We start from the raw sequence: 22726 nt of genomic DNA, 5'->3' as shown, positions 1-22726 counted from the left end.
TCGGCTCGACGTGCCAATGCGCGCCACGCCAACGGTCTCCTTGCTCGGCACTTCATTTTCGGTCGAGGCGACGCAAGTGGCGATCTATACGGCGAACGCTGCCTCAATCTCGGTGGCTGCGGGAGGTAACCGGAATATGCAAATCGACGTGACTGCAACGTTCACAGGTGGAACGCCGTCGGCCGGCGCAATGGCGCAGATGAACACCCCCGATGTATTCCTTTTTACGGCGGAGCTTTGACGTGTACACACTTTTCGAGACCTATGTGCTCCGCGACGATGGTGCCTGCATTCCGCTCGACGAAGCCAACAGTGACTATCAGGCTTACCTCGCCTGGGTCGTCGAGGGAAACACGCCAGCACGACCGCCTACACCGACGTTCGATCAAGTAGTCGCGCTATGTGAGCCTAGCCTTGAAGCGTGGCTGGCAAGCATCGCAGCGCAGAACGGCTATAAGAGCATCGAATCCTGCATCAGCTATATCGGCGACGAGGTAGCGGAGTGGGACCAGGACGGTGTCGCCATGAAAAAGCTGCGCAGTAAGGTATGGCAGCGGGCCTACCAGCTATGGGCTGGTTATGGCGGTGTGGTACCCAATCCGATCCCGACCGAGGACGAGATCATTGCGCTCATGCCGACGCCGGAAAGCTGTGGCTGGGTGAACCGCGGCCTGCAAGTGCCGGCGCAGTCACAGTCAGAGGGGCATGTTGGGCTGTAGCTATTTAGCTGCACTGCGTCCTGCTCGAATGGCCCCGAGTGCCCTTTGCGCATCCACAAGCTCGAGTACCGATATGGTTGAATCATCACCTTCATGATCAGCCATGGCACGAAGAAACGGGAAAAGTTCAATCCTCGGCTTGTAGGTTCTGTTGAACTTGCTCAAGTGATCCAGCTCATTCATGAGCGTCACCTTGTGCATGTTCTTTCCGGCGTTGGCTCTGTCTATAGCTATGCGAGATAGGGCATCCCAGTACTTACCCACATAGTCGAAAAAAGCTTGAGCCCTGAAACTATATTCATCAAGGCGCGCTTTGCCGATTGGGCTGTCGTCCGATACTTGGCCCTGTAAGCCATCCGGCCAAACGTCACATTGCTCGTATTCATAGCTCTTCAAGACCATCTCGCAGGCTTTGGCCTGCTCAAACGGTAACAGCGAAGGCGCAAAGGAATATACGGCGATCAGCCTGTCGCATTCGCGTTTGTGCACCCACGCAAAATCAACAATGCTGCCGATGGTTTGCTCCTCTGCTCCAAGCCCATTGACCTCATAGTTGTACAGGCCGACCTGAAGCGCCCATTCCATAGCTTGGCTCAATGATCGATGCTGGGCTCGGGCGAGCAGGTCCAGCCCAAATTTGAGCTTGGGCGGCAACCTGATGCTGAACTGCTCCGGCTTATCTTCCTTGCGCGGCCTTCCCCCGACGTTGCGATGGGCAGTTTTTGTAGCGGTCTCGTCTTTGTAGGGCATCGATCCTCCTGATGCCCCGAAGTCTACGGATACCTGTTGACAAAATCGAACCATGGTGTAAATAGTGCTTGCAGGTTATGCAGTGTGTGTAACCTGAAAATGGTTAGACGAAGGAACCACCATGGCCGAAAACACAGGTGACGTGCATATCGTCGTTCGGGTGACCCCCGAGCTTAAGCAGTGGGCGCAATCCCAGGCCGCAGCCAACCGGCGGAGCTTAAATGCCCAGATGGTTGTTTGGTTGGAGCAGTTGCAGGCGATCACTGATGCTGCCGGTGTTCAGCCTGGAGCTGCTGCGGCTACCACAGACACCCCATAACGCAAGCCGAAATACCGGGCTTCAATGGGGGTGTTTTGGTCTTGCGCGATCGAGGAAGTGCGATACGGTTTCAAAAGAAAGCCCCGGTGGCTAGACCGGGGCTTTCGGAGACGTAGTGACCCACGCAAAGGAATCAACCACATGAGCAATGCTACGGCGGCCGAGGAGGCTGCGCAACCCGAACCGGTCGAGAATCCCCTCGGCCGGAAGTATTGGATGGAACGCAGCTTCCCGCTGGCGGATCACAAGCTGCTGAAATTGGCCTCGCTGACCGAAGGCGCGTGTGCGCTGGCCACGGTCCTGGACAATAACCATGCGGTCGCAGGCAACGTCCAAGATGCGCCGGGCAACGAGCCGGTTCTGCCGCTGAGCCCCTTCATTGCTGGCGGTCTGTTCACGGCCCTACGGCTGATCGCTGACCAGGCATTCGAGCTGTCTTGGGAAGTCGCCGAAGATCAGCATAAGGCAGCGGTGAAACGTGGCGCGGGGCGCCAAGAAAGCGCCGGCAGGGCGCGGGAGGCGGCGTGACCAAAACCGCATGGCGGTTCGTCGCTGGCCGCTGATAGGATCTACGCTCTTTCAGGAGAGGGGAATCACCGTGAGCGTAGATTTATCCAATATCAAAGTGCTGCACAACACGCATCACTTGAAACAGGCCAACGCGATGCTCAAGGCCGGTTGGGCACTGCTCGATACGGCAACAGGCACGTGGGAAGACGGAAGCGCCCAGGTCACCTATGTTCTTGGCTGGGCAGGCGGAAATCCACCAGCGATACCGACTGACTATTGATCGATGGGGTCGCGAATCGCTACCCCATTCTGAGCTCGGCCAAGGCTGTCGACGATGGGGTGCAATTTCTGCACCCCACGGCAAGGGGGTGGTGAAACGCCACCCCCTTTTCAAAGAGGGGTATAAAACGCACTACCCTTTCAGCCAAGCATCTCCGGTACATCCCCGAAGCTGGCCAGTATCCGCGGCGCGCTGTAGTCGCCTGCATCCTCGTCGACATCGATCGAGTAAGCGACGATGCCCGCCAAGCTTTCCCCGAACATCACCTCGGCGCGTCGCTGCGCATCCTCAGCGGTTTTGAATTGCAGCGCCTGGCGCGGCAACAAACCTTGTCCACGCGCGCGCGTGAATGGTTGGACGATATGCAGAGTCTCTTGCATGGCGATGCTCCTCAAGGGACGCGCATAGTCCCTCTGGTCAATCGCACAAATCGCGACACCTATGATCAATCACTGATCAAAGAATTGCGGAGCGCGACGGGAATTGCGGAGCGGACGTCTATTTGAAAAATGGCTCTAAAACTGGTGGGCCCACGAGGACTCGAACCTCGAACCAAAGGATTATGAGTCCTCTGCTCTAACCATTGAGCTATAGGCCCTTAGCTTGCGCGGCCGCATTGCGCGGCTGGGAACCCGGAATCTTAGCGGGGCGGGGCGGGGGCGTCGAGGGTCGGGTGGCTGATCGTTTCGTCATCTTCCGGGGCGTAGGCTCACGGTCCCTACCTGTGGAGTGACGGCGATGAGTACCGAGTCGGTGGCCAAGCGGTTGGTGGAGTTGTGTCGGGCCGGGCAGTTCGAGGCGGCGCAGAAGGAGCTCTATGCGCAGGATGCGGAAAGTCTGGAGCCGGAAGGTGCGCCCCAGGGTGCGCTAGGCAATGTCAAAGGGCTGGATGCGATCTACAAGAAGGGCGAGGCCTTCCAGGCGGGGGTGGAGGAGATGCATGGTCTTGAGGTCAGCGATGCGGTCGTTGCCGGCAACTGGTTCAGTCTGTCGATGACATTGGATGTGACGATGAAGGGCCACGGTCGCATGACGATGAGCGAGATCTGTCTGTATCACGTGAAAAACGGAAAGGTCGATCGCGAGCAGTTTTTCTACGACATGGAGTAAGCTTTTGCGCACGGGGTCCGATGGGTCATTAGGGAGGTTCGCTATGAAGCGTTTGCTATTGGGTGTGGGTCTGGCGTTGGGTCTGGGTTTGATGGCAGCGCCGGTCATGGCGCAGCCGCCGGTGCACCATCCGGTGCATCACCGCGTGGTTCATCATCGTCCGGTGCATCACCCGGTGCATCATCGCCGCGTTGTGCATCATCGCGTGGTTCACCACTGAGCGATTCGAAAAAAAGCCCGCCTTGAGCGGGCTTTTTTTATGCCGGGACCAAGGCGCCGGGCCTCGGCGTGCGCCGGGGCGGCGAGGTGTGGACTGGTCAAAAGTGTCAAGCAGAAGGGTGGCGTGGTTTGCCAGTTGGGCCTCATTGAGATGGTTGGGTCCCAAGACAAGCAGTTTCGCGAGCATGGCCACTTGTAGGCGAGAGAGTTGCCCTGGTTCCTTCTCGAAGCGATGTCGGGCGACATCGGTGAGTCCATGCTCCGGTTCGGCGCGAAAGCCGAGCGATGCAATCGTTGCGTTGCGCTCGGACTCCGACGTGTGCAGGGCGACCAACAAACTCCACGTGACGTAGCGAGCCTGCCACATCTGTGTTGGTTTGGCGTTGTCGTCAGGATCGCCCGACGTCATCAGCACACGCGTTGCATAAGGAACCGTATCGCCATGCGTAGTGAATATCAGCAGCTGTACGAACAGTTGCGGTGGAGACCTGTCGCTTGCCGGGTGCTGGCTGACCAGAGTACGGGTGCGAGTCAGGGCTGGCTGAAAGTACAGCCTGTCATACGCCACCAGTCCTCCGCATAACGCCAGCAGCAGGGCGAGCGGTCCCAAGAAGATCGTCCTCATGCCGCCTCCCTTGATGGGCAAGAGGCTGTTCGAGAGAGAGGGCAATGAGGTGTCGGAGAAGTGGCATTCTGCCGAGCAGGCCGGATTCGGCAAGGGCGCTGGGCCCCGGCATTCGCCGGGGCGACGATGGATCAGGAGATGACGCGGCCGTCGTACATGTCACGCTCGATATCGTCCATGGGCTGCCAGTGGTCGCTAGCCATCTCGAAAAATGCGTCAGGGACGTCCATGGCGTATGTCGTGCCCTTCTCCAGATTGCGCCTGCGGACGCGTTCGCGCCGGATGTCCCGAGGGGCGTCCAACAGATAGATGGTCAATTCGTAACCGGCTTCGACGACCCGCGCGTAGAAATGCTCGCGACTCGCTCTCTCCACCAGCCCGAGTTCGAGGACGACGTCATGGCCTGCGTTGAGCACTTCCTTGGCGGCTTCCCAGATCTGGTCCAGGCAACGCGCTTTCCTGGCTACGTACCACTCCATGAGGTTCGTCGCGGGGCGGTCCGGGCTGTACAGCCGAACGAACCAGGCATCCAAAATAAAGCCCGGCGCCGCGTACTGCTTTCGCAGCTCGCCGACAAAAGTGGACTTGCCGGCGCCAACCGGGCCTTCGACCAAGTGAATTTTTGCCATCTGAATTGAGTCATCGCATTCGGAAGATCCCGGATTCTCTATGGTTTTTCAGAGGCTGCCTATCCGGCGCGAGATGTGATTGTGTAGCAGCCGGCCCCAGGAGTAAGTTACGCGTAACGTTACGCCTAACGGCGTTGCTGCGACGGAACAGGTCCGAATATGCCACCCACGAAGCAGGTCAGTACTGGAGCGAAGCGCCAGAAGGCGTTTCGTGACCGGATGACACGGATGGGCATGACGATCCCCAGGATCTACATGACCGAGGGCGAACGGGAGCGGGTGAAAGCGTTCCTGCGGCATCACCGCAACGAGCGGACCGATCAGTTGATCGGAGGTATGGATTTTCAGGCCATGAGCCAGAAGTGGACGACGCAACGCTTGTTCGATGCGTTGCATGAGCACGCCAGCAAGCACGAGCAATTGTCCGGGGTGCGCTTGCAGGCTACGCCGGCAGCGATCGAGCTTTCGCTTGCCAGCTACGGCGAGCAGTCGGTGCACCTGGTGGTGACCGATTACGAGATTCGCATGACAACGGCGCTGTGCGAGCAGCGCGCGGTGAAAGATGCGGCGCGGTTCAACGAGGCGTGTCTGCGCCTGGGGCCGAACATGCCGCTCTCGAATGTCGGACTGGTGGGCTCGCAGTACATTCTTTTTGGCCAGCTATCGGCGCATTCGCCGCTGGCGAACATCGTCGAGGAGCTCGATGTGATGGGTCAGAATGCGATCGATGCGTTGGGCGAGCTTTCTCACCTGATCGGGTAGGGAAAAACACACCACCTCTTCTTTAATTCCTTTTTTCTTTCTGTGGCGGCGATGACCGTTTGCACGGCGGCTTTGCGACGCCGCGGTCGCGACTGAAGTCGCTCCTACAAAGGTTTGGACGTTGTCGAATTTTTTGGATGCACCGCTTTACTTCCCCGGTGTTGCGCCGGGCCCTTTTATTTTTAAGGACATTCAGCCATGACTTGGCTCATTGCAATCGCAGTTGCCGTTGTCGTTCTGATCGTGCTCGTTGCTATTTCCAATGTGATTGTCTACATCCCCAATGACCGCGTCGGCGTGGTCGAGCGGCTATGGGGTGCGGCGTCGGTCAGCCGTGGATTGATCGCGCTCAATGGTGAGGTGGGTTACCAGCCGACGGTGTTGCGCGGTGGTTTGCATTACTTTTTCCCGTTCCAGTATCGGGTGCACAAGGTCGACCTGGTGACTATTCCGCAGGGCGAGATCGGTTATGTGTTTGCGCGTGACGGCCACGATCTGGAGGAAGGTCAGGCGCTGGGCCGCACGATACAGGCCGGTATCGAGGATGTTGCTGCCTTCTTGCGCGCGGGTGGTCAGAAGGGTCCGCAGCGCACGATTCTTCGTGAAGGCACGTATGCGTTCAACGTGGCGCAGTTCGCCATCATTACCGCTTCGCGTGTGCATGGTTTGCTGTTGTCCGAAGAGGAGCGCAGCACGATCGACCATATGGGCAGCGTGTTGAAAGAGCGCGGTGGTTTCTCGCCGGTGATTATCGGTGGACGCCGTGAGAAGGCTTCTGCGGATGCGGATGACACGGCCAACGACATGCTCGGCGTCGTGACGGTCCATGATGGCCCGGTATTGCCGCCGGATGAAATCGTCGCGCCGCGCGTTGGCCAGGATCCGGCCGACAAGGCGACCTTCCACAACAACTTCCAGAACATCGACGCCTTCCTGCGTGCCGGCGGTAACCGCGGTCGTCAGCATCAGGTGCTGGTGGAGGGCACGTATTACATCAACCGCCTGTTCGCGACGGTGGACTTTATTCCCAAGACGGTGGTGCCGGTCGGCTTTGTCGGCGTGGTGGTTTCGTATATCGGCAAGGCCGGTACTGACCGTTCGGGCGAGGGCTATTCGCACGGCGAGCTGGTCGACAGTGCTTGCCGCGGCGTGTGGAAGGAGCCGTTGCTGCCGGGCAAGTACGCGTTCAATACCTATGCGGGCAAGATCCAGATGGTGCCGACGACCAACTTCATTCTGAAGTGGACGCCGGAGGTAACCAACATGCACAAGTTCGACGAGAATCTCACCGAGGTGTCGTTGATCACCAAGGACGCGTTCGAGCCGCTGCTGCCGCTGTCGGTGGTGGTACACATCGACTACCGCAAGGCGCCGCTGGTGGTGCAGCGCTTTGGCGATATCAAACGCCTGGTCGACCAGACGCTCGATCCGATGGTCAGTGCGTACTTCAAGAACATCGGCCAGACGAAAACGCTGATTCAGTTGATCCAGAACCGTGCGGATATCCAGCAGGTGGCCAGCGTGGAGATGATGGAACGCTTTGCCGCGTATAACCTGGAGCTGCAGGAAGTGCTTATCGGCACGCCGCATGGAAGCGCCGGCAACGCCTCGGGTGCGCGTATCGACACGCTGCTTAACCAGTTGCGCGATCGTCAGGTGGCGATCGAGCAGGTGGCCACCTTCGAACTGCAGGAGCAGTCGGCAGTGAAGGAACGCTCGTTGCGCGAGGCGCGCGCCAAGACGGATATCCAGGCCGAGCTGACCAATTCGATGATCCATATCGAGATCAAGAAGAACGTCGGTGATGCGAACGTGGTGGAAGCGAGCAAGCGTGCCAACGTGATCGGCATCGATGCGGATGCTGAGCGTCGTCGTCTTACTGCGGAGGGTGATGGTCGCGCATCGGCGATTGCTGCGGTGGGTAAGGCTGAGGCCGAAGCCATTCAGGCGAAGTCGCAGGCGTTGACGGGCGAGGGTGCGCGGTTGCAGCTGATCAATACGCTGGGCGCGCAGTTTGCCGAGGCGATCCGCGATGGGCAGATTGCTATCGTGCCGAAGATCTCGCTGGGTGGTGGCGATGCTTCAGGGAATGGATTGTCATCGCTGATTCAGTTGGCCAGTTCGTTGTTGGCTGAGAAGGCTGATGCTGGGATGAATGATACAGTGCCAAGGGTGTAAGTCCTGTAGGTAGACACATTTCTGGCATGACGAACGAGAGCTTCGCTATTGCGAGGCTCTCGATCCTCCATTTCTTAATTTAGCTGGCTGATTAAGCGCGGGTATTCAAGATGTATTTTCCCATTATTCGCGCACATATATTCCATATTGGGCGAGCTTAGGTGCGGCATGAGAAAATCTAGCCCAAAGTTAATCAATCTTCCACTTGTTCGTCATTTGATGTCACTGCGTCGCTAAAAAGCCTAAAATTCTTATTGAGATTTTTCTCATCGCGCATATAGTTTTTCGCAGCTTCCGCGTATCTGTCTTGCACGGATGAATAATCTTCAGGCTCTATACCAAGCACGAGGATCGGCAGAGTTAATGACATTTTTGCCCATGGCAACTCACGCAAGATGCGCTCATAACTGGCCACATTTTCGTCTATTAAGTTGGCGAATTTGTGTGTGGGTACAACGAGAATTCCAACGTCTATATCATCTCTTGAATAAGCCAGCTGAAATTTGAAAACATCCGTATACCACCTAGCCATATTTCCGAACTGAACTTCAACCTGGATTCGATTCTTTTTAAAATCCGATCGAATATTTGTCGATGGTCCATTCTCGCTTGGCGCAACGACAAGCGGTCTAATATCCCAGCCGCTCGGCATCCTGCTTTCGATGTCTTTGTTTAATTTCTTTTGATCAACAGGAAAAGCTTGTGCGGAAGATTTGCCTCGTTGACGAACTTTAACCCTGCTCGCCTCGTACAATATTGGCGAGGTTTCCTCCAGAACCTTGACGAGCTCCTTGTAAGTTGAGCAAAACGCCGCGTCATTCAAAACAGCCGCGGCGTACCGGTATGAGTAGGTTATAAGCTTCATGGTCGCTTCAGTTCTTCTCTAAGTCAGCAGATAAAAAGCTCTTTCGATAGCCACCAGCGGATAAAATCTATGAAGTTCCGTTATTGAATCCAGAGGCAACTGCCATGCCAACGAGAATTTCCAGGGAGTTGGCTCTAAGTTTTGGTGAAAGCTCGTTATTAATGTCGAGTAGCTTTGTAAGTGCTTTCGTCAGCGCATCTCTTTCCGGTGTCGTCGTTGTTATATTTTTCATTTCATCAATAGTGTTATTGGCTATTGCTCCGAGAGCATCCACGACATCAAAAGGATGAGTGCCAGTCGACCTATTTGTCCATACACTTTGTAGGTCCTGAGCCCGGTGACTTCTGGCAAGTTCTCCAGCGCTCTTAAATGCAGAAGTTAGTTTTCTTATTGCATCTTTCGAAAGCATATCTTTGAACAATTCAAAGGTGTGCTCGGAGGGGTGGACGGAACGAATATCTTTGGAACTCCCATAATAGAAAGATATGTCCCAAGTCCCTTTGTTAAAGAGATTCGCGTTACTAAGTTCAAAGCGGGTGCCACTTTTGAATCTAAGCGATGGGATAGCTAACCGAAAGTTACGCTCAATTCTATAACGGCCTGTTGCAGATTCAGTTGGAGTTAAAAGTGATTTAACTCCCTTTTTGTTTACATCCTTGGCTAAGGTCAAACGGCTTAACTCAGGCTCAGATTTTCCAAGGATCGCTTCACCAATCATGAAGGTCAGCAAGGGCGGGATCGCGTTTCCGACCATTTTCATCTTTTCCGCCGCTGACGATCCCATATATTGGTAGTTGATTGGGAAGCTTTGAAGACAACCACGTTCGCGAATGGTTAGCCTCCGGTGCCCTTTTAAAGACTCATCAAATATGATTAAACTTTCTCGAGATACTCTTGTGCAAGTTGCGGTAATGGTTCGTGCTGGCTGTTCAGTCTTTTCAGGGAAAGACATGGAGTTGTATACAGGATGAAAAACCTTGGCTTCGCGATTCAGCCTCTCTTCTTCATGGCTAAGAGGAGTTTCTTTATCGTGATCATTGATTTCAGATCGCAGGGACTTTATGCCGTAAATCGGGTCAATAATGCTCTGATTCGACAGGGCAGATATAACGTCACCCAGTCCCCGCGAAGGCAAATTTTTCCTATAGGAACGGAGTAAATTAAAGTCAAAGTTGCCGGCAATACAACGCTTTCTTGCCTGTGGTACGCCATAATCCGCGCAGTTGATTACGTCAATCGTCGCAGATTGAATTATTTTCCTGTATCGGAAAAGAGGTCTTCCTTTTTGAATCGCTTCTGGAAGCAACGATGCTACCCTTGGGACATTTTCCATAGCCCACCATTTTGGTGAAGACTGCATAACAATCTCAAAGAAAGCCGCTAAGTCTCGAAACCCGTCTGCAATATCTCCGTTCCCTCCCCGATTAGAGAAGGAGAATTGAGTGCATGGCGGACTGCCAACTACAATATCGACTTTTTTCGGAATTTCTTTATTTCTTGCTAGCTCTCTTATGTCCACCAAATGAGTCTGGTGCCCATTGTTCACTTCATTGCTTAAATTGGCTGGCGCCCACCATTCATACGAGGAAACAACTTCGATACCGGCGAGTCGAAGTCCTAGCGACCATCCTCCGATGCCAGAGTACAGGTCAATTGCTGTTAGCTGCTTTTTCTTCATAGAAAATCTAGGTTGCTGATGTGGGTTCGATTGGCTAGGCATTTGGAACGCCTGTGTTTCTTCGTTGTGCCGCTAGGTCACCTATGGCAAGTAATGTTAGGAGTCTGAGGTTCGCTGTTCTCTGGCGCAGATATTGAGACTGATCATAGCTTGGAGAGCTGCCGATCGAGACGTCCCCAGAGCGTACTGGACGCAGCCTTTTATTGAAACTGGCGCTAGCGAAGGAGTTCCATATGCTCGAAGAAGAGCTGTTTTAGAGTGAGCGCATTTTTTGTGAGAACGGCCATCTGCCTAGTTCGTATTTGCGTAGTTCATGCTGAAATTTATAAAACTACCATAGAATTTTTAGCACTATATTGCTGCTGGGGTTTGTTCATGCGGACTCATAGATATGGGCTTCATGTTGCGATCATGAGCAATGCAAAAATCCACTTATCCGTTTTTAAAGGCATGCACGCATATTGGTAGATAATGATATGAGAAATTCAGTTGTTAATTCATATTAAATCTTGTTGTTCTATTTATTCTATGTCTCCCATATTTTTTTGACTATTGACGGTTAAGGGCTTTGGTTGAAATATAGATGATATGGATAGTCTTGCTTTTTAGTCAGGAGGATGTGGTGAAAGAGCTAAGAATAGGTTGCCATCAAGGGGCTAAAGATGGTTCAGATGTTGTTTATTTGGAGCTTTATCAAAATGAAGAGCTCATCTATGCGGCGTCTGCGCTTGGCAGCGGAGATGGCTGCAAGATCGATGTTGTGTGTGCTGGTGCTAATATAAATAAGTTTCCGAGCGAGCGAGATATTGTAGCGATTAGGGAAATATCAGAGAATTTTCTGGGCATGGGTGGATAAGGCCGCCTATATTAGACAGAGGTCGACGCCAATTGCGGATATTTCTTGTGAGATGGAGGTGTTGCTGGCACCGTTGCTGCGAGACAATCGCTGCGTTGCCAATTGATATGCCTAGCGTCTATTTATTGGCGAAATAAAAGCCCGCCGAGGCGGGCTTTTAACCTAGCGGTGTGGCCGTAAATCGATCAATCGATATCAAGGAACGAACGCAGCTGTTCCGAGCGGCTCGGGTGACGCAGCTTGCGCAGGGCCTTGGCTTCGATCTGGCGGATGCGCTCGCGGGTAACGTCGAACTGCTTGCCGACTTCTTCCAGCGTGTGATCGGTGTTCATGTCGATACCGAAGCGCATGCGCAGCACCTTCGCTTCCCGCGGGGTGAGGCCGGCGAGCACGTCGCGCACGGTTTCCATCAGGCCGGTTTCCGTGGCCGACTCGACTGGCGAGCTGGCGTTGGTGTCCTCGATGAAATCGCCCAAGTGCGAATCTTCGTCGTCGCCGATGGGGGTTTCCATCGAGATCGGCTCCTTCGCGATCTTGAGCACCTTGCGGATCTTGTCCTCGGGCATCTCCATTTCCTTGGCCAGCTCTTCGGGCGTCGGCTCGCGGCCGAACTGCTGCAGCATCTGGCGGGAAATGCGGTTCAACTTGTTGATCGTTTCGATCATGTGCACCGGGATACGGATGGTGCGCGCCTGATCGGCGATTGAGCGGGTGATGGCCTGACGGATCCACCACGTCGCATAGGTCGAGAACTTGTAGCCGCGACGGTATTCGAACTTGTCCACCGCCTTCATCAGGCCGATGTTGCCTTCCTGGATCAGGTCGAGGAACTGCAGGCCGCGGTTGGTGTACTTCTTGGCGATCGAGATGACCAGGCGCAGGTTGGCCTCGACCATTTCTTTCTTGGCGCGGCGGGCCTTGGCCTCGCCGACGGACATCGTGCGGTTGATTTCCTTGATGTCGGTCAGCGGCAGGAACAGCTGACGCTCGATCGAGGCGAGCTTTTCCTGCTCGGCGTCGATCGCCTCTTTGTGCGTCTTGATGTTCGGCGACCACTTCTGGCGCTTGCGGCCCAGCTCGTTCGCCCACTCGAGGTTGCCCTCGTTGCTGGGGAAGGTCTTGATGAACTCGGCCTTGGGCATCTTGACGTGCTTGACGAAGATGTCCATCAGCACGCGCTCGTGATGGCGGATGTCGCCCACCACTTCGCGCAGCTTGCGCACGAAGCCGTCGATCAGCGCGGACGGCAGCTTGAGCTTGAGGAATTCCTCAGCCATCTGGTCGCGCAGCTTGACGATCTTCTTGTCGGTGATGTCGGTGGCCTTGGGGGCCGCCTTCTGGAACTTGCCGTAGTAGTCGCGCAGCAGTTCCATGCGGCGCTTGACCTCTTCCGGATCCGGACCGGTCGGGCCGGCTTCCTCGTCCTCGGTCGCACCGGTGGCGTCGTCTTCTTCGTCTTCGACCTCGACGTCGGCATCGGACACTTCTTCAGCGGCCGCTGCCTGCGCGGCGTCGGCGGCTTCTTCCAGGTCGGCAAAGCCAGCCAGGATTTCGCTGAGGCGGCGCTTGCCGTCCAGATGCTGGTCGTACTCTTCCAGCAGCAGCTGGATGGTCAGCGGGAAGCTGGCCAGCGCGGTCTGCACCTGGCCCAGGCCTTCTTCGATGCGCTTGGCGATGGCGATTTCGCCTTCGCGGGTCAGCAGCTCGACCGTACCCATTTCGCGCATATACATGCGCACCGGGTCGGTGGTGCGGCCCACTTCCGAATCGACCGCCGACAGCAACGCAACCGCTTCTTCAGCGGCGGCTTCGTCGTCGGTCGCGCTGCTGCCGTTGTCGGCGAGCGGGTCGGTATCGGGAGCGGCGTCGTGCACTTCAATGCCAACGCCCTTGAGCACCGCCATGATGTCTTCGATCTGCTCCGGATCGACGACGTCGTCAGGCAGGTGATCGTTGATCTCAGCGTAAGTCAGATAGCCCTGCTCCAGACCTTTGGAGATCAGCGCTTTAATTTCAGACTGTTGCTCAGGAGCTTTACTATTCATACCCACCGCCGCGTATGCAGGAACCGATCAGTATACCCATGTGGCGCTTTTTTGACCAGTTTTCAAGTGAAAGTTCGCCCGACGACAGCACGCAAAAATCGCGCCAAACAAGCGCTTGCGGCTGAATTCGTCGAAACCGGGAGATGTCTGGGAGCAGCGGGTCGCTAAGGCACATCGAGCCAGAAAGTGACCGGGCCGTCGTTGACCAGATGTACTTCCATATGGGCACCGAACTGCCCGATTTCCACCCCCGGATGCGCAACGCGGGCCAATTCGACCAGTCGATCGAACCAGCGGCGGCCATGCTCGGGCGATGCGGCGCTGGTGAAGCTGGGCCGCATGCCCGAACGCGTGTCGGCGGCCAGGGTGAACTGGCTGACCAGCAGCAAACCGCCACCGGTGTCGGCGAGGCTGCGATTCATCCGGCCTTGCTCATCGGAGAACACGCGATAGCCAAGCAGACGTTCGAGCATGCGCCGGGTTTGTGCCTCGCCATCGTCGGGCTGGACGGCGACAAGTGCGAGCAGGCCGGGGCCGATAGCACCGACGGTGCGGCCTTCGACATCGACGCGGGCGGATTGGACGCGTTGGATCAGTGAAATCATTTTGGATTCAGAGGCGGGGGTTGGGCGGCGATCGGATTGCCATGTCGCGTACTATCTGGCCTTTGCTCCTCGCTGTTAACCCCTCTCGAATAAAGCATGCGTCCCGATATCTACCTTCTCTACCTCCTGCTGCGCCTGTTCGGCCTGCTGCCGCTGCGCACCCTGCACGCCATCGGCGGCTGGATCGGCAAGGTATCGATGTGGCGGCAGGCGCGAATGGTGCGACATACGGCGACCAACCTGCGCATCGTGCGGCCCGAGCTTGGCGCCGAGGCGCAGGCAGCGTTGTTGCGCGAGGTGATGATCGAAAGCGGCAAATCGGTGACCGAGATCGCCAAGATCTGGGGCAGCGACCCCATGCGTGCGCTGGCACTGGTGCGCGAAGTGCGTGGCGAGGACGTGTTCGACGCGGCGCTGGCCAGCGGCAAGGGCGTGATCATCGCCGCGCCGCATCTGGGTTGCTGGGAACTGCTCAATTACTGGCTATGCCGCAAGACGCCGATGGCGATCCTGTATCGACCGCCGCGCATCGAAGCGGTCGAGGGCCTGCTGCGCAAGGCACGCGGTGCGCTGGCGCCCGAGCAGGTGCGTGCCGAAGGCGCGGGCGTGCGCACTTTGTACAAACGTCTGGCGGCCGGTGGCACCGTGGGAATCCTGCCGGACCAGAAGCCGCGCGAAGGCGAGGGTCAGCTGGCGCCGTTCTTCGGTCGTGATGCGGAGACGATGGTGTTGCTGCCGCGTCTGGCTGCGCGTACCGGTGCGACGGTGCTGTTTGCGTTTGCCGAGCGATTGCCGCGTGGCGAAGGGTTTCGTATTCACCTGGTGCCTGCGCCGGATGGGTTGGTCGATAGCGACCTGGCGGTGGCTTGCACGGCGCTCAACCGCGGTGTGGAGCAGTGCGTGGAGTTGGCGTTTACGCAGTATCAGTGGCATTACAAGCGCTATACGCGGAGTGATCGGCCTAGTCCTTATTGACCGTCAATACGACCGACACCCTTCCTACCCGTCATTCCGGCGCAGGCCGGAATCTATTCCTCAGCGTGGTCGCTTGCCTAAGGTTGTCTGACTAGCGAGGGACTGAGCGAGTAGATTCCGGCCTGCGCCGGAATGACGAATAGGGGGAAGATGAGGTAATTCAGCCTTGCGGCTTATCCAATCGCCGCAGAAACACCGTCATTTCCTTCTCGGCCTGCTTGTCGCCGTGCTTCTGCGCCGCCTCGATCCCTCGCTTCCACGCGTCTGCCGCAGTGGCCGCATCACCCAACGCCGCCGCCGCCTTCCCAAGCAATTTCCACGCAGCCGTATACCCGGCGTCGAACTCGACGGCGCGGTGCAGTTCCTCGGCAGCCGTCGCCGCATCGCCCGCGGTCAACAACGCATTGCCCAAGGCAAACCGCAGTAGCCCACCGTCGCGCGGGCCGCCGCACTGCGCGCGCAGGTTGGCGATCAGGGTGTCGTTCACGGCAGGGTGCGGTTGCGCCAATCGTTGACCTGGTAGACCTGGGTCGGCTGGCTGGGCTCTGTCGGTGCATGGCCCGCGCGCAACGCGGCCAGCGACGTGGCCGGCCAGGTAACCAGCCATGACGAGCGGAACGGCTGGACCAGCAGCGGGTAACGCAGGTCGTTGCTGCTCAACGTGCCCACCGGCACGACGATCAAGCCATCGGGATGGGCTGTGGCAAAGGCCTGTATTTCGGTGTCGTCTTTCAGCTCGTGGACCGGCTGGGTCAGGCGACCTTCGAAGTGGAACTGGCCTTCGTAATTGCCGACGTAGGCGATGGCGCGATGCTCGGCATCGGCCGCCGCCAGCAGATGCGCCACGGGGCGCAGGTCGTACTTGTGCCACAGCGTCAGCGTAAACAGCGAATTGAGCGCGAGCGTGCCGATCAGGCCGGCGACCGCGAGGCGACGGGTTTCGCCTCGACCGCGAAGCAGCAGCAAGGCGCCAAGCAGCACAAAGGCCACGCTGAAGACGCGGCTATGCGATGCGGCGCCATCGAACCACTCGCCATGCAGACGATCGCTGGCGACCAGGTTGGGCAGCACGAACAGGAACACCGCCAGCAGCAGGCCGCCGACGCCGAGAATCCAGGTGCCCAGCCAGGCGTTGGTGGCCAGTGCGGGATGTTTTTCACGCAGCACGGCGATCGCGCCGGCAAGCAGCAGGGCGCCGCAGGCCAGCTCGGGCAGCGGGTAGTACAACTGCTTGCCGCTGATCAGCGAGAACACGATGAAGGTCGGGATCAGCCAGCACAGCGCGAAACGCAGGCCCGGCTCCAGTGGCTTGCGCAACGCGCCCAGGGCAACCAGCGCACGCGGCCATGCGGCGAGCGGGAACATCAATACCGGAATCCACTGCAGATACCACCACACCGGTCGCGCATGACTCTGCAGCGGCTCGGCATGCTGCAGGCCGTTGACCACGCGGCCGGCGGTCTGGGTAAAGAACAGCCTCTGGCGATAGGCATCGCCGCCGCTGAAGCCGGCCGGTAACGCCCAGGCGAGCAGGATCACGCCGCCAAGCAGAATCGACAGCACGCCACGGCCATACCAGCGGCTACGGTTTTCGTTCGCCCAGGTGCTCCACAGCGGGCCGAGCAGCCACGGGAACACGACATGCACCAGCATCACCGGGCCCTTGGTGAGCAGCCCCAGGCCGATGCACAGGCCGAACAGCAGCCAGCGCGGCTCCTGTCGTGTGCCCTTGGGCGTGAGGCAAAGCAGTGCGGCCAAGGCCCATACGGCAAGCAGCACGTCGTACATGATCTGCAGGCCGAACAGGAAGGCGTAGCTCAGCGCCATCAGCATCCACGGCGCGGCCTTGGCCACCCAGGCGCGGTTCGGGAACAGGCGGCGGGCCATCGTGGCCAGCAGCATCAGTTCGATCGCGCCGAAGGCCACTTCGAGCACACGCGGCCATACGTCATTGACGCCGAACACGAACCAGCCAGCGTGGATCATCCAGAACAGCAGCGGCACTTTCTCGCTGTACGGGGCGCCATTGATATGCGGCACCAGCCAGTGGTGCTGGTTCCACATTTCCCAGGCGACGGCCAGCGTACGGGTGGAGTAGAGCGGCATCGGGCCATGTGAAAACATGGCAATGAGCGCGATAACAATCCATAGCGGCAGCCAGGGCCATAGGGCCCGCAGGTGTTCGGTACGACTGTAGGCGCTTGATGACACGGTAAGACTCTTCCTGGAGATGACGGGATTTTAACCCTAGCGGAGAGGGTTATACCTGCAACGCGCGATGAAGCGTGCAGGTTGAGTGAAGGGATCAGTGAGTTAGCGCGTGTTTGCGCGCTTTTTGTTTGGGTGGGGTTCGGGTTGGGGGGACCGGGCCTTCAATAGCCCGCGCGTCCCCAATACCCGATCCGGCGCCGCAATTTGAGCTTGCGCCACCAGTTCCCCGGCTTGCGCCGGCGATTGCGCCCGCCGCGGGCAATGAACGTATCGATGGCATCGAGCACCCGTTCGCTCGAATGCCCGTCGCGGTAGGGATGGATCGCGTTGGCGAAATCGGCGACGGCCTGCATCAGTTCCGGCGGACGTGCCAGCGCGCGCTCGATCGCCGGCTCGAACTGCGCGGGGTCGTCGATATCGATCAACTGCGGGCCGGGGCGGCGATTCTTGAAGGTGACTACCGGTTTGCCGGTCAACAGGAATTCGCTCAGCGCCGAGGACGTATCGGAGCACATCATGTCGACCTGCGGGAACAGTTCGAGGATATTGTCGTTCTCGGCAAACTGAAGGTATTCGTTCTGCAGCGCCTTGTAGCGCGCCCGGGTTTCGGGGTTCATCTTCGGATGGAAGGTGACGATCCAGCGCCAGCGGCCATCGCGCGAAAGGCGCTTGACCTCGTCGTACAGAATCTCCGCGGCGCTCCACGACGGCGAAAAAGTGGAGTGATAGAGAATCACCGGGGGCTGGCGCACGGGCGGCAAGGCGCCGGCGATCTCTTTCATGAAAGGGTCGATCTTGGGCCAGCCGGTCTCGATCACGCTGAAATGGCCGAGCTTGTCGGCCAATGCCTGAAACTGCGCGGTGTCGCGCGGGCCGGTGGTGCAGTACAGGTCGAAAAAGCCACGGATATAGATATGTCGCGGCTTGCCGGCGTCGAAGCCATGGAAGGTTTCCACCTTCACGCCCGGGAAAAAATGGGGCAGATGGTTGGACGAGGTGATGCAGGCGATCGGCCTCCACGCGCGGACCTCTTGCACGGTCAACAGGCGCTCGCCCTCGACCAGGTCCTCGGCGCCCGGGCCGTCGAAGAACCAGGCAGCCTCGTGGCCGCGCGCGCGGATCGCTTCCTGGATCGGGCGCAGGATCGCCAGCGCGTAGCGCTCCGAGCCGTACAGCAAGTAGTGCTTTTTTTGGGAGTCCGGCATCAGCGGTCGATCTTGTGGCGGGTGAGGGCGGCCTTGGCCATGCGCACGGAGTCCGGGTTGTGCCGCATTTCGTAGTAGCGCATGCGTTTATAAAGCGCATAGCTGGCGGCGGTCTGCGCGATCATGAAACCGCGCCAACCATCGAGAAAGGCCAGCCGGAGCAGATAGTCCTTGATAAAGGCCAGGAAGAAAACAAACGGCGCCTGCCACATGCGCACGGGTTTGCCCTTGTCCAGCCAGTCCAGGCATTTGAGCTCCGAGTAGCGCAGCACCTTGAGCTGCTTGTGCACCAGGGTCGGATTGTTGGCGTGATTGAACGGCGCCTGCATCACCGGGGCGTGGCCTTCGTAGCGCAGCGATTCGTGCACCCGTACGTCGGTCCAGCGCGCGCGGTCGCGGTGGTAGATCCGCGCCATCTTTTCGCCCATGGCCGGGCGGTACCAGCGCATCGGCCGGCCCATATAGATAGTGCTGCGGCGCAGGACCACCGCCGGGTTGTCGCCGGCCATGATCCCGGGTAACTGCGCGGTCAGCTCGGCGGCCAGCTCCGGCGAGAGGTACTCGTCGGCATCCAGCGCCAGAATCCAGTCGTGAGTGCTATGGGTGGCCGCTGCGTTGCGCTGGGGGCCGAATCCCAGCCAGTCCTGATGGACCACCCGGGCGCCATGGGCCTGGGCGACGGCGACCGTATCGTCCTCGCTGCCGCTGTCGACAATGAGTTTCTCGGCCGCGAACGGCACGCTATCCAGGCAGCGGGCAATGTTTTCTGCCTCGTTGTGGGTAATGACGACGAGGGTGAGCGGGAGCTTCGGCATGGCGTGAATTCTAGCTGCAGGTCACCTAATTTGTGATTTGGTGCGTTAAATAGGCATGGCAAGATTTCGCGGTCGGCTGATTTTCAGGTCTCCTCGCGCAGTATTCGCTGCGAATTAACCGTCTTGAATGAGATACTTAACCGCCAGGGGTCCGGTGCCAGGAATGTCTGCAGGAATGAGCGAGCAAGTCCTTTCGCCGCAAGGAAGCCAGCGCGAGTTGATAGAAGCGCGGGCCGGTCTGGAGGCCTCGCGTGGTTCCTCGGTGCTCGCTTCCTGGCGGGCCGCTGTAACTCAGCGTGACAGCTGGCGTTACCTGCTGGGCCTGGGCATCCTGTGGATGCTGCTTGGCATGGTGGTCATGCCGGCGGGCGCTTCGTTCAACCCCGGCAAGATTTATCAGGGCAGCCTGATCCTGCTGATGTATCTCCCGGCGCTATGGCTGGCCTGCACACAGCGCGGCCGGCTTTGGCGCGAGTTATGGCCGCTGCCCCTGTTTCGCCTGTTCCTGGTGATGCTGGCCTGGGCCACGTTGTCGTTGGCCTGGGCTCATCTAAGGCATGTGGGGGATGAATTTGGGCGCCTGCTCAGCGTCATGACCTTTGTGCTGGCATGGCAGCTGTGGGATTCAGATACCGAGGATTACGTAAGTATGCTGCTGTTCATCGGCGGCATCGGTGTGGCGCTGTGCGCCGGGTTTTATTGCGTGCTCTTCCTGCTGCAACCCGATTCGTCCGACCGCATCGCCGGGGAGGGCACGATTGCTGCGACCAACTACGCCGCCGCCTTGATGGGCGCGGTATCGATCTGGATGACCCAGTTGCGTCTGCGTACGCGTCATCTGTCGATCCTGCGTTGGGTGGCGATCGCGCTGTTGCTGGCCTTTGTCGGTCTGACGCATACGCGTGGGGTGTGGCTGGCTCTGGGCATCTGTGTCGTGCTGGCGCCGCTTTGGCAGTCGCTGCGCCTGCGCCGGTGGTTGATGGTCATGGCCGGCCTGCTGGTCGTGCTGGCCATCGCGGCGCCCTTGCATCTGCTGACCGAGCGCGGCATGTCGCTGCGCCCGCAACTGCTGGAAGCGTCGTTGCAACAGATTGCACAGCGGCCCTGGCTGGGCCTGGGCCAGGGCACGCCGATCACGCTGTGGGTCGCCGGGCTGGCGTATACGCACAGCCATAATTTGCTGACCCAGGTGACGCTGGAGCTGGGCTTGCCCGGACTGCTGCTGACGGTGGCGATGTGGTTGATGGTCGGCTGGCAGGGCTGGCGCTTCCGGCACACGATGCGCGGGCGCATTCTGCTGGGCCTGTGGATCTACGCGTCGGTGGTGCTGCAGCTCGATATGCCGCAGCTGCTCGATAGTCCGCGTCCGGGCTGGATCCTGGTCTGGCTGCCGTTCTCCCTGGCCATCGCCCTGGAGCTACGCAAGCGCGCCGAAGGCAGGGCGGATATCATTCACCGTTGAACCTAACGACAACCCGCTGCGTCTGATGCGCGGCGACGGGGACGGTGAATGAGCAGAGTGTTGGTGACCGGTGGTGCGGGTTTTCTCGGATCGCATCTGTGCGATCGATTGATCCGCGATGGCCATGATGTCCTGTGCCTGGACAACTTCTATACGGGCAGCAAGCAGAACATCGTTCATCTGCTCGACCATCGCTATTTCGAGCTGATGCGCCACGACGTCACCTTTCCGCTCTACGTGGAAGTGGACCGCATCTTCAACCTGGCCTGTCCGGCCTCGCCGGTGCATTACCAGCACGACCCGGTGCAGACCACCAAGACCAGCGTGCACGGCGCGATCAATATGCTGGGTCTGGCCAAGCGGTTGCGCGCGCGGATTCTTCAGGCGTCGACCAGCGAAGTCTATGGTGACCCGGAAGTGCACCCGCAGCGCGAGGAATACTGGGGTCGGGTCAATCCGATCGGCATTCGCAGTTGCTACGACGAAGGCAAGCGCTGCGCCGAAACGCTGTTCTTCGACTACCACCGCCAGCATGCGCTGGAGATCAAGGTGGTGCGCATCTTCAACACCTACGGCCCGCGCATGCATCCCAACGACGGCCGCGTGGTGAGCAACTTCATCGTGCAGGCGCTCAAGGGCGAGGACATCACCATCTACGGCGATGGCCAGCAGACGCGCAGCTTTTGCTATGTCGACGACCTGATCGAGGCGATGGTTCGCACGATGGAAACGGGGCCTGATTTTGTCGGCCCGGTGAACATCGGCAATCCGCATGAACACACCATCCGCGAGCTGGCGGAAAAAGTCATCGCGATGGTCGGTGGCAAGTCCAAGCTGATCTTCAAGCCGCTGCCGTCGGACGACCCGCGCCAGCGCCAGCCGGATATCTCCCTGGCCAAGGAAAAGCTCGGTTGGGAACCGAAGGTACATATCGACGACGGCCTGCGCGAAACCATCGGCTATTTCCGCCAATTGCTGGGCCAGTAACATGGCCGCGCTGACGTTCTCCGTCGTCGTCACCAACTACAACTATCGCGAGTTCGTACTCGAAGCGGTCGACGGTGCGCTGGCGCAGAGTCGCGCGCCGCTGGAAGTGATCGTCGTTGATGACGGTTCCACCGACGAGTCGGTGGACCTGCTGCAGGCGCGCTACGGCGACGACGCCCGGGTGAATCTGGTGGTTGGGCCGAACGGCGGTCAGCTCACCGCCTTTCAGCGCGGACTGGCCAAGGCGAAGGGCGACATTGTGTGTTTTCTCGATGCGGACGACCGCTGGGGGCCGGATTACCTGCGCCAGGTCGGCGAGGTTTTCGACGCACGCAACGATATCGATTTCGTCTTCTCCGACGTCCAACTGATCGGCAACGAATCCGGCCGGCAAGGTTACGCCGAACAGGCGACCGATCTTGGCTACACCGTGCTGGGCACCTGGGTGCGCGCGCACTGGTATGGCGCACCGACTTCGGCCTTGGCCTTGCGCCGCCGGTTGGCCGAGCGAGTGTTGGATCTGCCACCCGAATTTGTCGCGCAGTGGCGTATCTCGGCCGACAACTGCCTGGTGTTCGGTGCCAGCGTGCTGGGGGCGAAAAAATATTTTCTGCCGACAGGACAGGTGGATTACCGCATCCATGGCCGCAACGGCTGGTGGCACGATCAAAAGAAGGCGCGCGAATTCCTGGCCCAGTTCCGCTCGCGCTGCCTGATCAATTACTACGCGGAGCGCATGCAGCTGGACATCCACGCCCTGGACCTGGCCAAGCACGAGTTCAAGTCGCGCAGCCAGCCGACCTGGAAGGAGGCCTGCATGTATGCGGATATCGCGCTGCGTGGCCCGGCGGTGTGGTGGAAGCGGCTGGAGCGCGCGATCGCGATTTTGTCGCGCGGCGCACGCAGCAAGCAAAAATAACC

The 22726-nt window shown here is 58.6% G+C and carries 25 protein-coding genes and 1 tRNA gene; 13 read left to right on the top strand and 13 right to left on the bottom strand.

Features of this window, described 5'->3' with window-relative positions:
* The coding region (locus tag ACZ6WW_RS09955) for a hypothetical protein (RefSeq protein WP_465274036.1) at nucleotides 1-241 on the top strand (241 nt) is incomplete at its 5' end.
* Between the two features lies 1 nt (nucleotide 242).
* Nucleotides 243-719, top strand: coding sequence for a hypothetical protein (locus ACZ6WW_RS09950; protein ID WP_465274035.1), 477 nt, complete (start codon nucleotides 243-245; stop codon nucleotides 717-719).
* On the opposite strand, the gene ACZ6WW_RS09945 is transcribed toward ACZ6WW_RS09950, so the two are convergent.
* Nucleotides 720-1469, bottom strand: coding sequence for a hypothetical protein (locus ACZ6WW_RS09945; RefSeq protein ID WP_465274034.1), 750 nt, complete (start codon nucleotides 1467-1469; stop codon nucleotides 720-722).
* 121 nt (nucleotides 1470-1590) lie between these two features.
* Between ACZ6WW_RS09945 and ACZ6WW_RS09940 the strand changes: the two genes are divergently transcribed.
* The 3 genes from ACZ6WW_RS09940 to ACZ6WW_RS09930 all read left to right on the top strand — a co-directional run bounded on the left by ACZ6WW_RS09940 (nucleotide 1591) and on the right by ACZ6WW_RS09930 (nucleotide 2578).
* Nucleotides 1591-1788, top strand: a complete 198-nt coding sequence (locus tag ACZ6WW_RS09940) for a hypothetical protein (protein ID WP_465274033.1) — start codon at nucleotides 1591-1593, stop codon at nucleotides 1786-1788.
* Between the two features lie 141 nt (nucleotides 1789-1929).
* Entirely contained in the window at nucleotides 1930-2316 is a 387-nt protein-coding gene (locus ACZ6WW_RS09935; protein WP_465274032.1) for a hypothetical protein, read from the top strand.
* 70 nt (nucleotides 2317-2386) lie between these two features.
* Complete coding sequence (locus tag ACZ6WW_RS09930; RefSeq protein WP_465274031.1) at nucleotides 2387-2578, top strand: hypothetical protein; 192 nt, start codon at nucleotides 2387-2389, stop codon at nucleotides 2576-2578.
* Nucleotides 2579-2718: 140 nt separating this feature from the next.
* On the opposite strand, the gene ACZ6WW_RS09925 is transcribed toward ACZ6WW_RS09930, so the two are convergent.
* Both ACZ6WW_RS09925 and ACZ6WW_RS09920 read right to left on the bottom strand, forming a co-directional pair.
* Nucleotides 2719-2958, bottom strand: coding sequence for a hypothetical protein (locus ACZ6WW_RS09925; RefSeq protein ID WP_465274030.1), 240 nt, complete (start codon nucleotides 2956-2958; stop codon nucleotides 2719-2721).
* A 142-nt stretch (nucleotides 2959-3100) separates the two neighbouring features.
* Nucleotides 3101-3176: transfer RNA gene (locus tag ACZ6WW_RS09920), tRNA-Ile, on the bottom strand.
* Nucleotides 3177-3316: 140 nt separating this feature from the next.
* Between ACZ6WW_RS09920 and ACZ6WW_RS09915 the strand changes: the two genes are divergently transcribed.
* Entirely contained in the window at nucleotides 3317-3688 is a 372-nt protein-coding gene (locus ACZ6WW_RS09915; protein WP_465274029.1) for a SnoaL-like domain-containing protein, read from the top strand.
* A 55-nt stretch (nucleotides 3689-3743) separates the two neighbouring features.
* Here ACZ6WW_RS09915 and ACZ6WW_RS09910 read toward each other — a convergent pair whose 3' ends face one another.
* A complete protein-coding gene (locus tag ACZ6WW_RS09910) occupies nucleotides 3744-4532 on the bottom strand; it encodes a hypothetical protein (RefSeq protein ID WP_465274028.1) in 789 nt (262 codons plus the stop codon).
* 131 nt (nucleotides 4533-4663) lie between these two features.
* The gene (locus ACZ6WW_RS09905; RefSeq protein ID WP_465274027.1) at nucleotides 4664-5161 is read right to left on the bottom strand and encodes a P-loop nucleotide/nucleoside kinase family protein; all 498 of its coding nucleotides are present in this window, start codon (nucleotides 5159-5161) and stop codon (nucleotides 4664-4666) included.
* A 234-nt stretch (nucleotides 5162-5395) separates the two neighbouring features.
* On the opposite strand from ACZ6WW_RS09905, the gene ACZ6WW_RS09900 reads away from it, so the two are divergent.
* Both ACZ6WW_RS09900 and ACZ6WW_RS09895 read left to right on the top strand, forming a co-directional pair.
* Nucleotides 5396-5923, top strand: a complete 528-nt coding sequence (locus ACZ6WW_RS09900) for a YjfI family protein (RefSeq protein ID WP_465274026.1) — start codon at nucleotides 5396-5398, stop codon at nucleotides 5921-5923.
* A 198-nt stretch (nucleotides 5924-6121) separates the two neighbouring features.
* Nucleotides 6122-8101 (top strand): SPFH domain-containing protein, encoded by a 1980-nt coding sequence (locus tag ACZ6WW_RS09895; RefSeq protein WP_465274025.1) that lies wholly within the window; start codon nucleotides 6122-6124, stop codon nucleotides 8099-8101.
* Between the two features lie 193 nt (nucleotides 8102-8294).
* On the opposite strand, the gene ACZ6WW_RS09890 is transcribed toward ACZ6WW_RS09895, so the two are convergent.
* Complete coding sequence (locus ACZ6WW_RS09890) at nucleotides 8295-8966, bottom strand: BglII/BstYI family type II restriction endonuclease (protein WP_465274024.1); 672 nt, start codon at nucleotides 8964-8966, stop codon at nucleotides 8295-8297.
* A gap of 67 nt (nucleotides 8967-9033) precedes the next feature.
* A complete protein-coding gene (locus ACZ6WW_RS09885) occupies nucleotides 9034-10644 on the bottom strand; it encodes a DNA cytosine methyltransferase (RefSeq protein WP_465274023.1) in 1611 nt (536 codons plus the stop codon).
* Between the two features lie 622 nt (nucleotides 10645-11266).
* Between ACZ6WW_RS09885 and ACZ6WW_RS09880 the strand changes: the two genes are divergently transcribed.
* Nucleotides 11267-11500, top strand: a complete 234-nt coding sequence (locus ACZ6WW_RS09880) for a hypothetical protein (RefSeq protein ID WP_465274022.1) — start codon at nucleotides 11267-11269, stop codon at nucleotides 11498-11500.
* Between the two features lie 185 nt (nucleotides 11501-11685).
* On the opposite strand, the gene rpoD is transcribed toward ACZ6WW_RS09880, so the two are convergent.
* A complete protein-coding gene (gene rpoD, locus ACZ6WW_RS09875) occupies nucleotides 11686-13545 on the bottom strand; it encodes an RNA polymerase sigma factor RpoD (RefSeq protein ID WP_281850765.1) in 1860 nt (619 codons plus the stop codon).
* Between the two features lie 164 nt (nucleotides 13546-13709).
* Nucleotides 13710-14150: a D-aminoacyl-tRNA deacylase gene (gene dtd, locus ACZ6WW_RS09870; RefSeq protein WP_465274021.1), complete on the bottom strand. Its 441-nt coding sequence runs from the start codon at nucleotides 14148-14150 to the stop codon at nucleotides 13710-13712.
* Between the two features lie 96 nt (nucleotides 14151-14246).
* On the opposite strand from dtd, the gene ACZ6WW_RS09865 reads away from it, so the two are divergent.
* Nucleotides 14247-15125, top strand: coding sequence for an LpxL/LpxP family acyltransferase (locus tag ACZ6WW_RS09865; RefSeq protein ID WP_465274020.1), 879 nt, complete (start codon nucleotides 14247-14249; stop codon nucleotides 15123-15125).
* A gap of 160 nt (nucleotides 15126-15285) precedes the next feature.
* On the opposite strand, the gene ACZ6WW_RS09860 is transcribed toward ACZ6WW_RS09865, so the two are convergent.
* From ACZ6WW_RS09860 to ACZ6WW_RS09845, 4 genes are all read right to left on the bottom strand, one after another.
* Complete coding sequence (locus ACZ6WW_RS09860) at nucleotides 15286-15612, bottom strand: hypothetical protein (RefSeq protein WP_465274019.1); 327 nt, start codon at nucleotides 15610-15612, stop codon at nucleotides 15286-15288.
* Nucleotides 15609-17336, bottom strand: coding sequence for an ArnT family glycosyltransferase (locus ACZ6WW_RS09855; RefSeq protein ID WP_465274018.1), 1728 nt, complete (start codon nucleotides 17334-17336; stop codon nucleotides 15609-15611). Before ACZ6WW_RS09855 ends, ACZ6WW_RS09860 begins: the two co-directional genes overlap by 4 nt.
* 161 nt (nucleotides 17337-17497) lie before the next feature.
* Nucleotides 17498-18541: a CDP-glycerol glycerophosphotransferase family protein gene (locus ACZ6WW_RS09850; protein ID WP_465274017.1), complete on the bottom strand. Its 1044-nt coding sequence runs from the start codon at nucleotides 18539-18541 to the stop codon at nucleotides 17498-17500.
* The gene (locus ACZ6WW_RS09845; RefSeq protein WP_465274016.1) at nucleotides 18541-19356 is read right to left on the bottom strand and encodes a glycosyltransferase family 2 protein; all 816 of its coding nucleotides are present in this window, start codon (nucleotides 19354-19356) and stop codon (nucleotides 18541-18543) included. Before ACZ6WW_RS09845 ends, ACZ6WW_RS09850 begins: the two co-directional genes overlap by 1 nt.
* A 175-nt stretch (nucleotides 19357-19531) precedes the next feature.
* Between ACZ6WW_RS09845 and ACZ6WW_RS09840 the strand changes: the two genes are divergently transcribed.
* Genes ACZ6WW_RS09840 through ACZ6WW_RS09830 form a run of 3 tightly spaced genes read left to right on the top strand, consistent with a single transcriptional unit; the run spans nucleotide 19532 to nucleotide 22724 of the window.
* Nucleotides 19532-20818 carry an O-antigen ligase family protein gene (locus tag ACZ6WW_RS09840; protein ID WP_465274015.1) on the top strand — a complete coding sequence of 429 codons (1287 nt, stop codon included), beginning with the start codon at nucleotides 19532-19534 and terminating at the stop codon, nucleotides 20816-20818.
* Between the two features lie 48 nt (nucleotides 20819-20866).
* Nucleotides 20867-21805 (top strand): UDP-glucuronic acid decarboxylase family protein, encoded by a 939-nt coding sequence (locus ACZ6WW_RS09835; protein ID WP_465274014.1) that lies wholly within the window; start codon nucleotides 20867-20869, stop codon nucleotides 21803-21805.
* A 1-nt stretch (nucleotide 21806) separates the two neighbouring features.
* Nucleotides 21807-22724 carry a glycosyltransferase family 2 protein gene (locus ACZ6WW_RS09830; protein ID WP_465274013.1) on the top strand — a complete coding sequence of 306 codons (918 nt, stop codon included), beginning with the start codon at nucleotides 21807-21809 and terminating at the stop codon, nucleotides 22722-22724.
* Nucleotides 22725-22726: the final 2 nt, after the last annotated feature.

The sequence above is a fragment of the Dyella sp. NPDC103356 genome (assembly GCF_055584465.1).
Note: the sequence above shows the minus strand (reverse complement) of the source record. Positions and strands in the feature narration are given on the sequence as shown.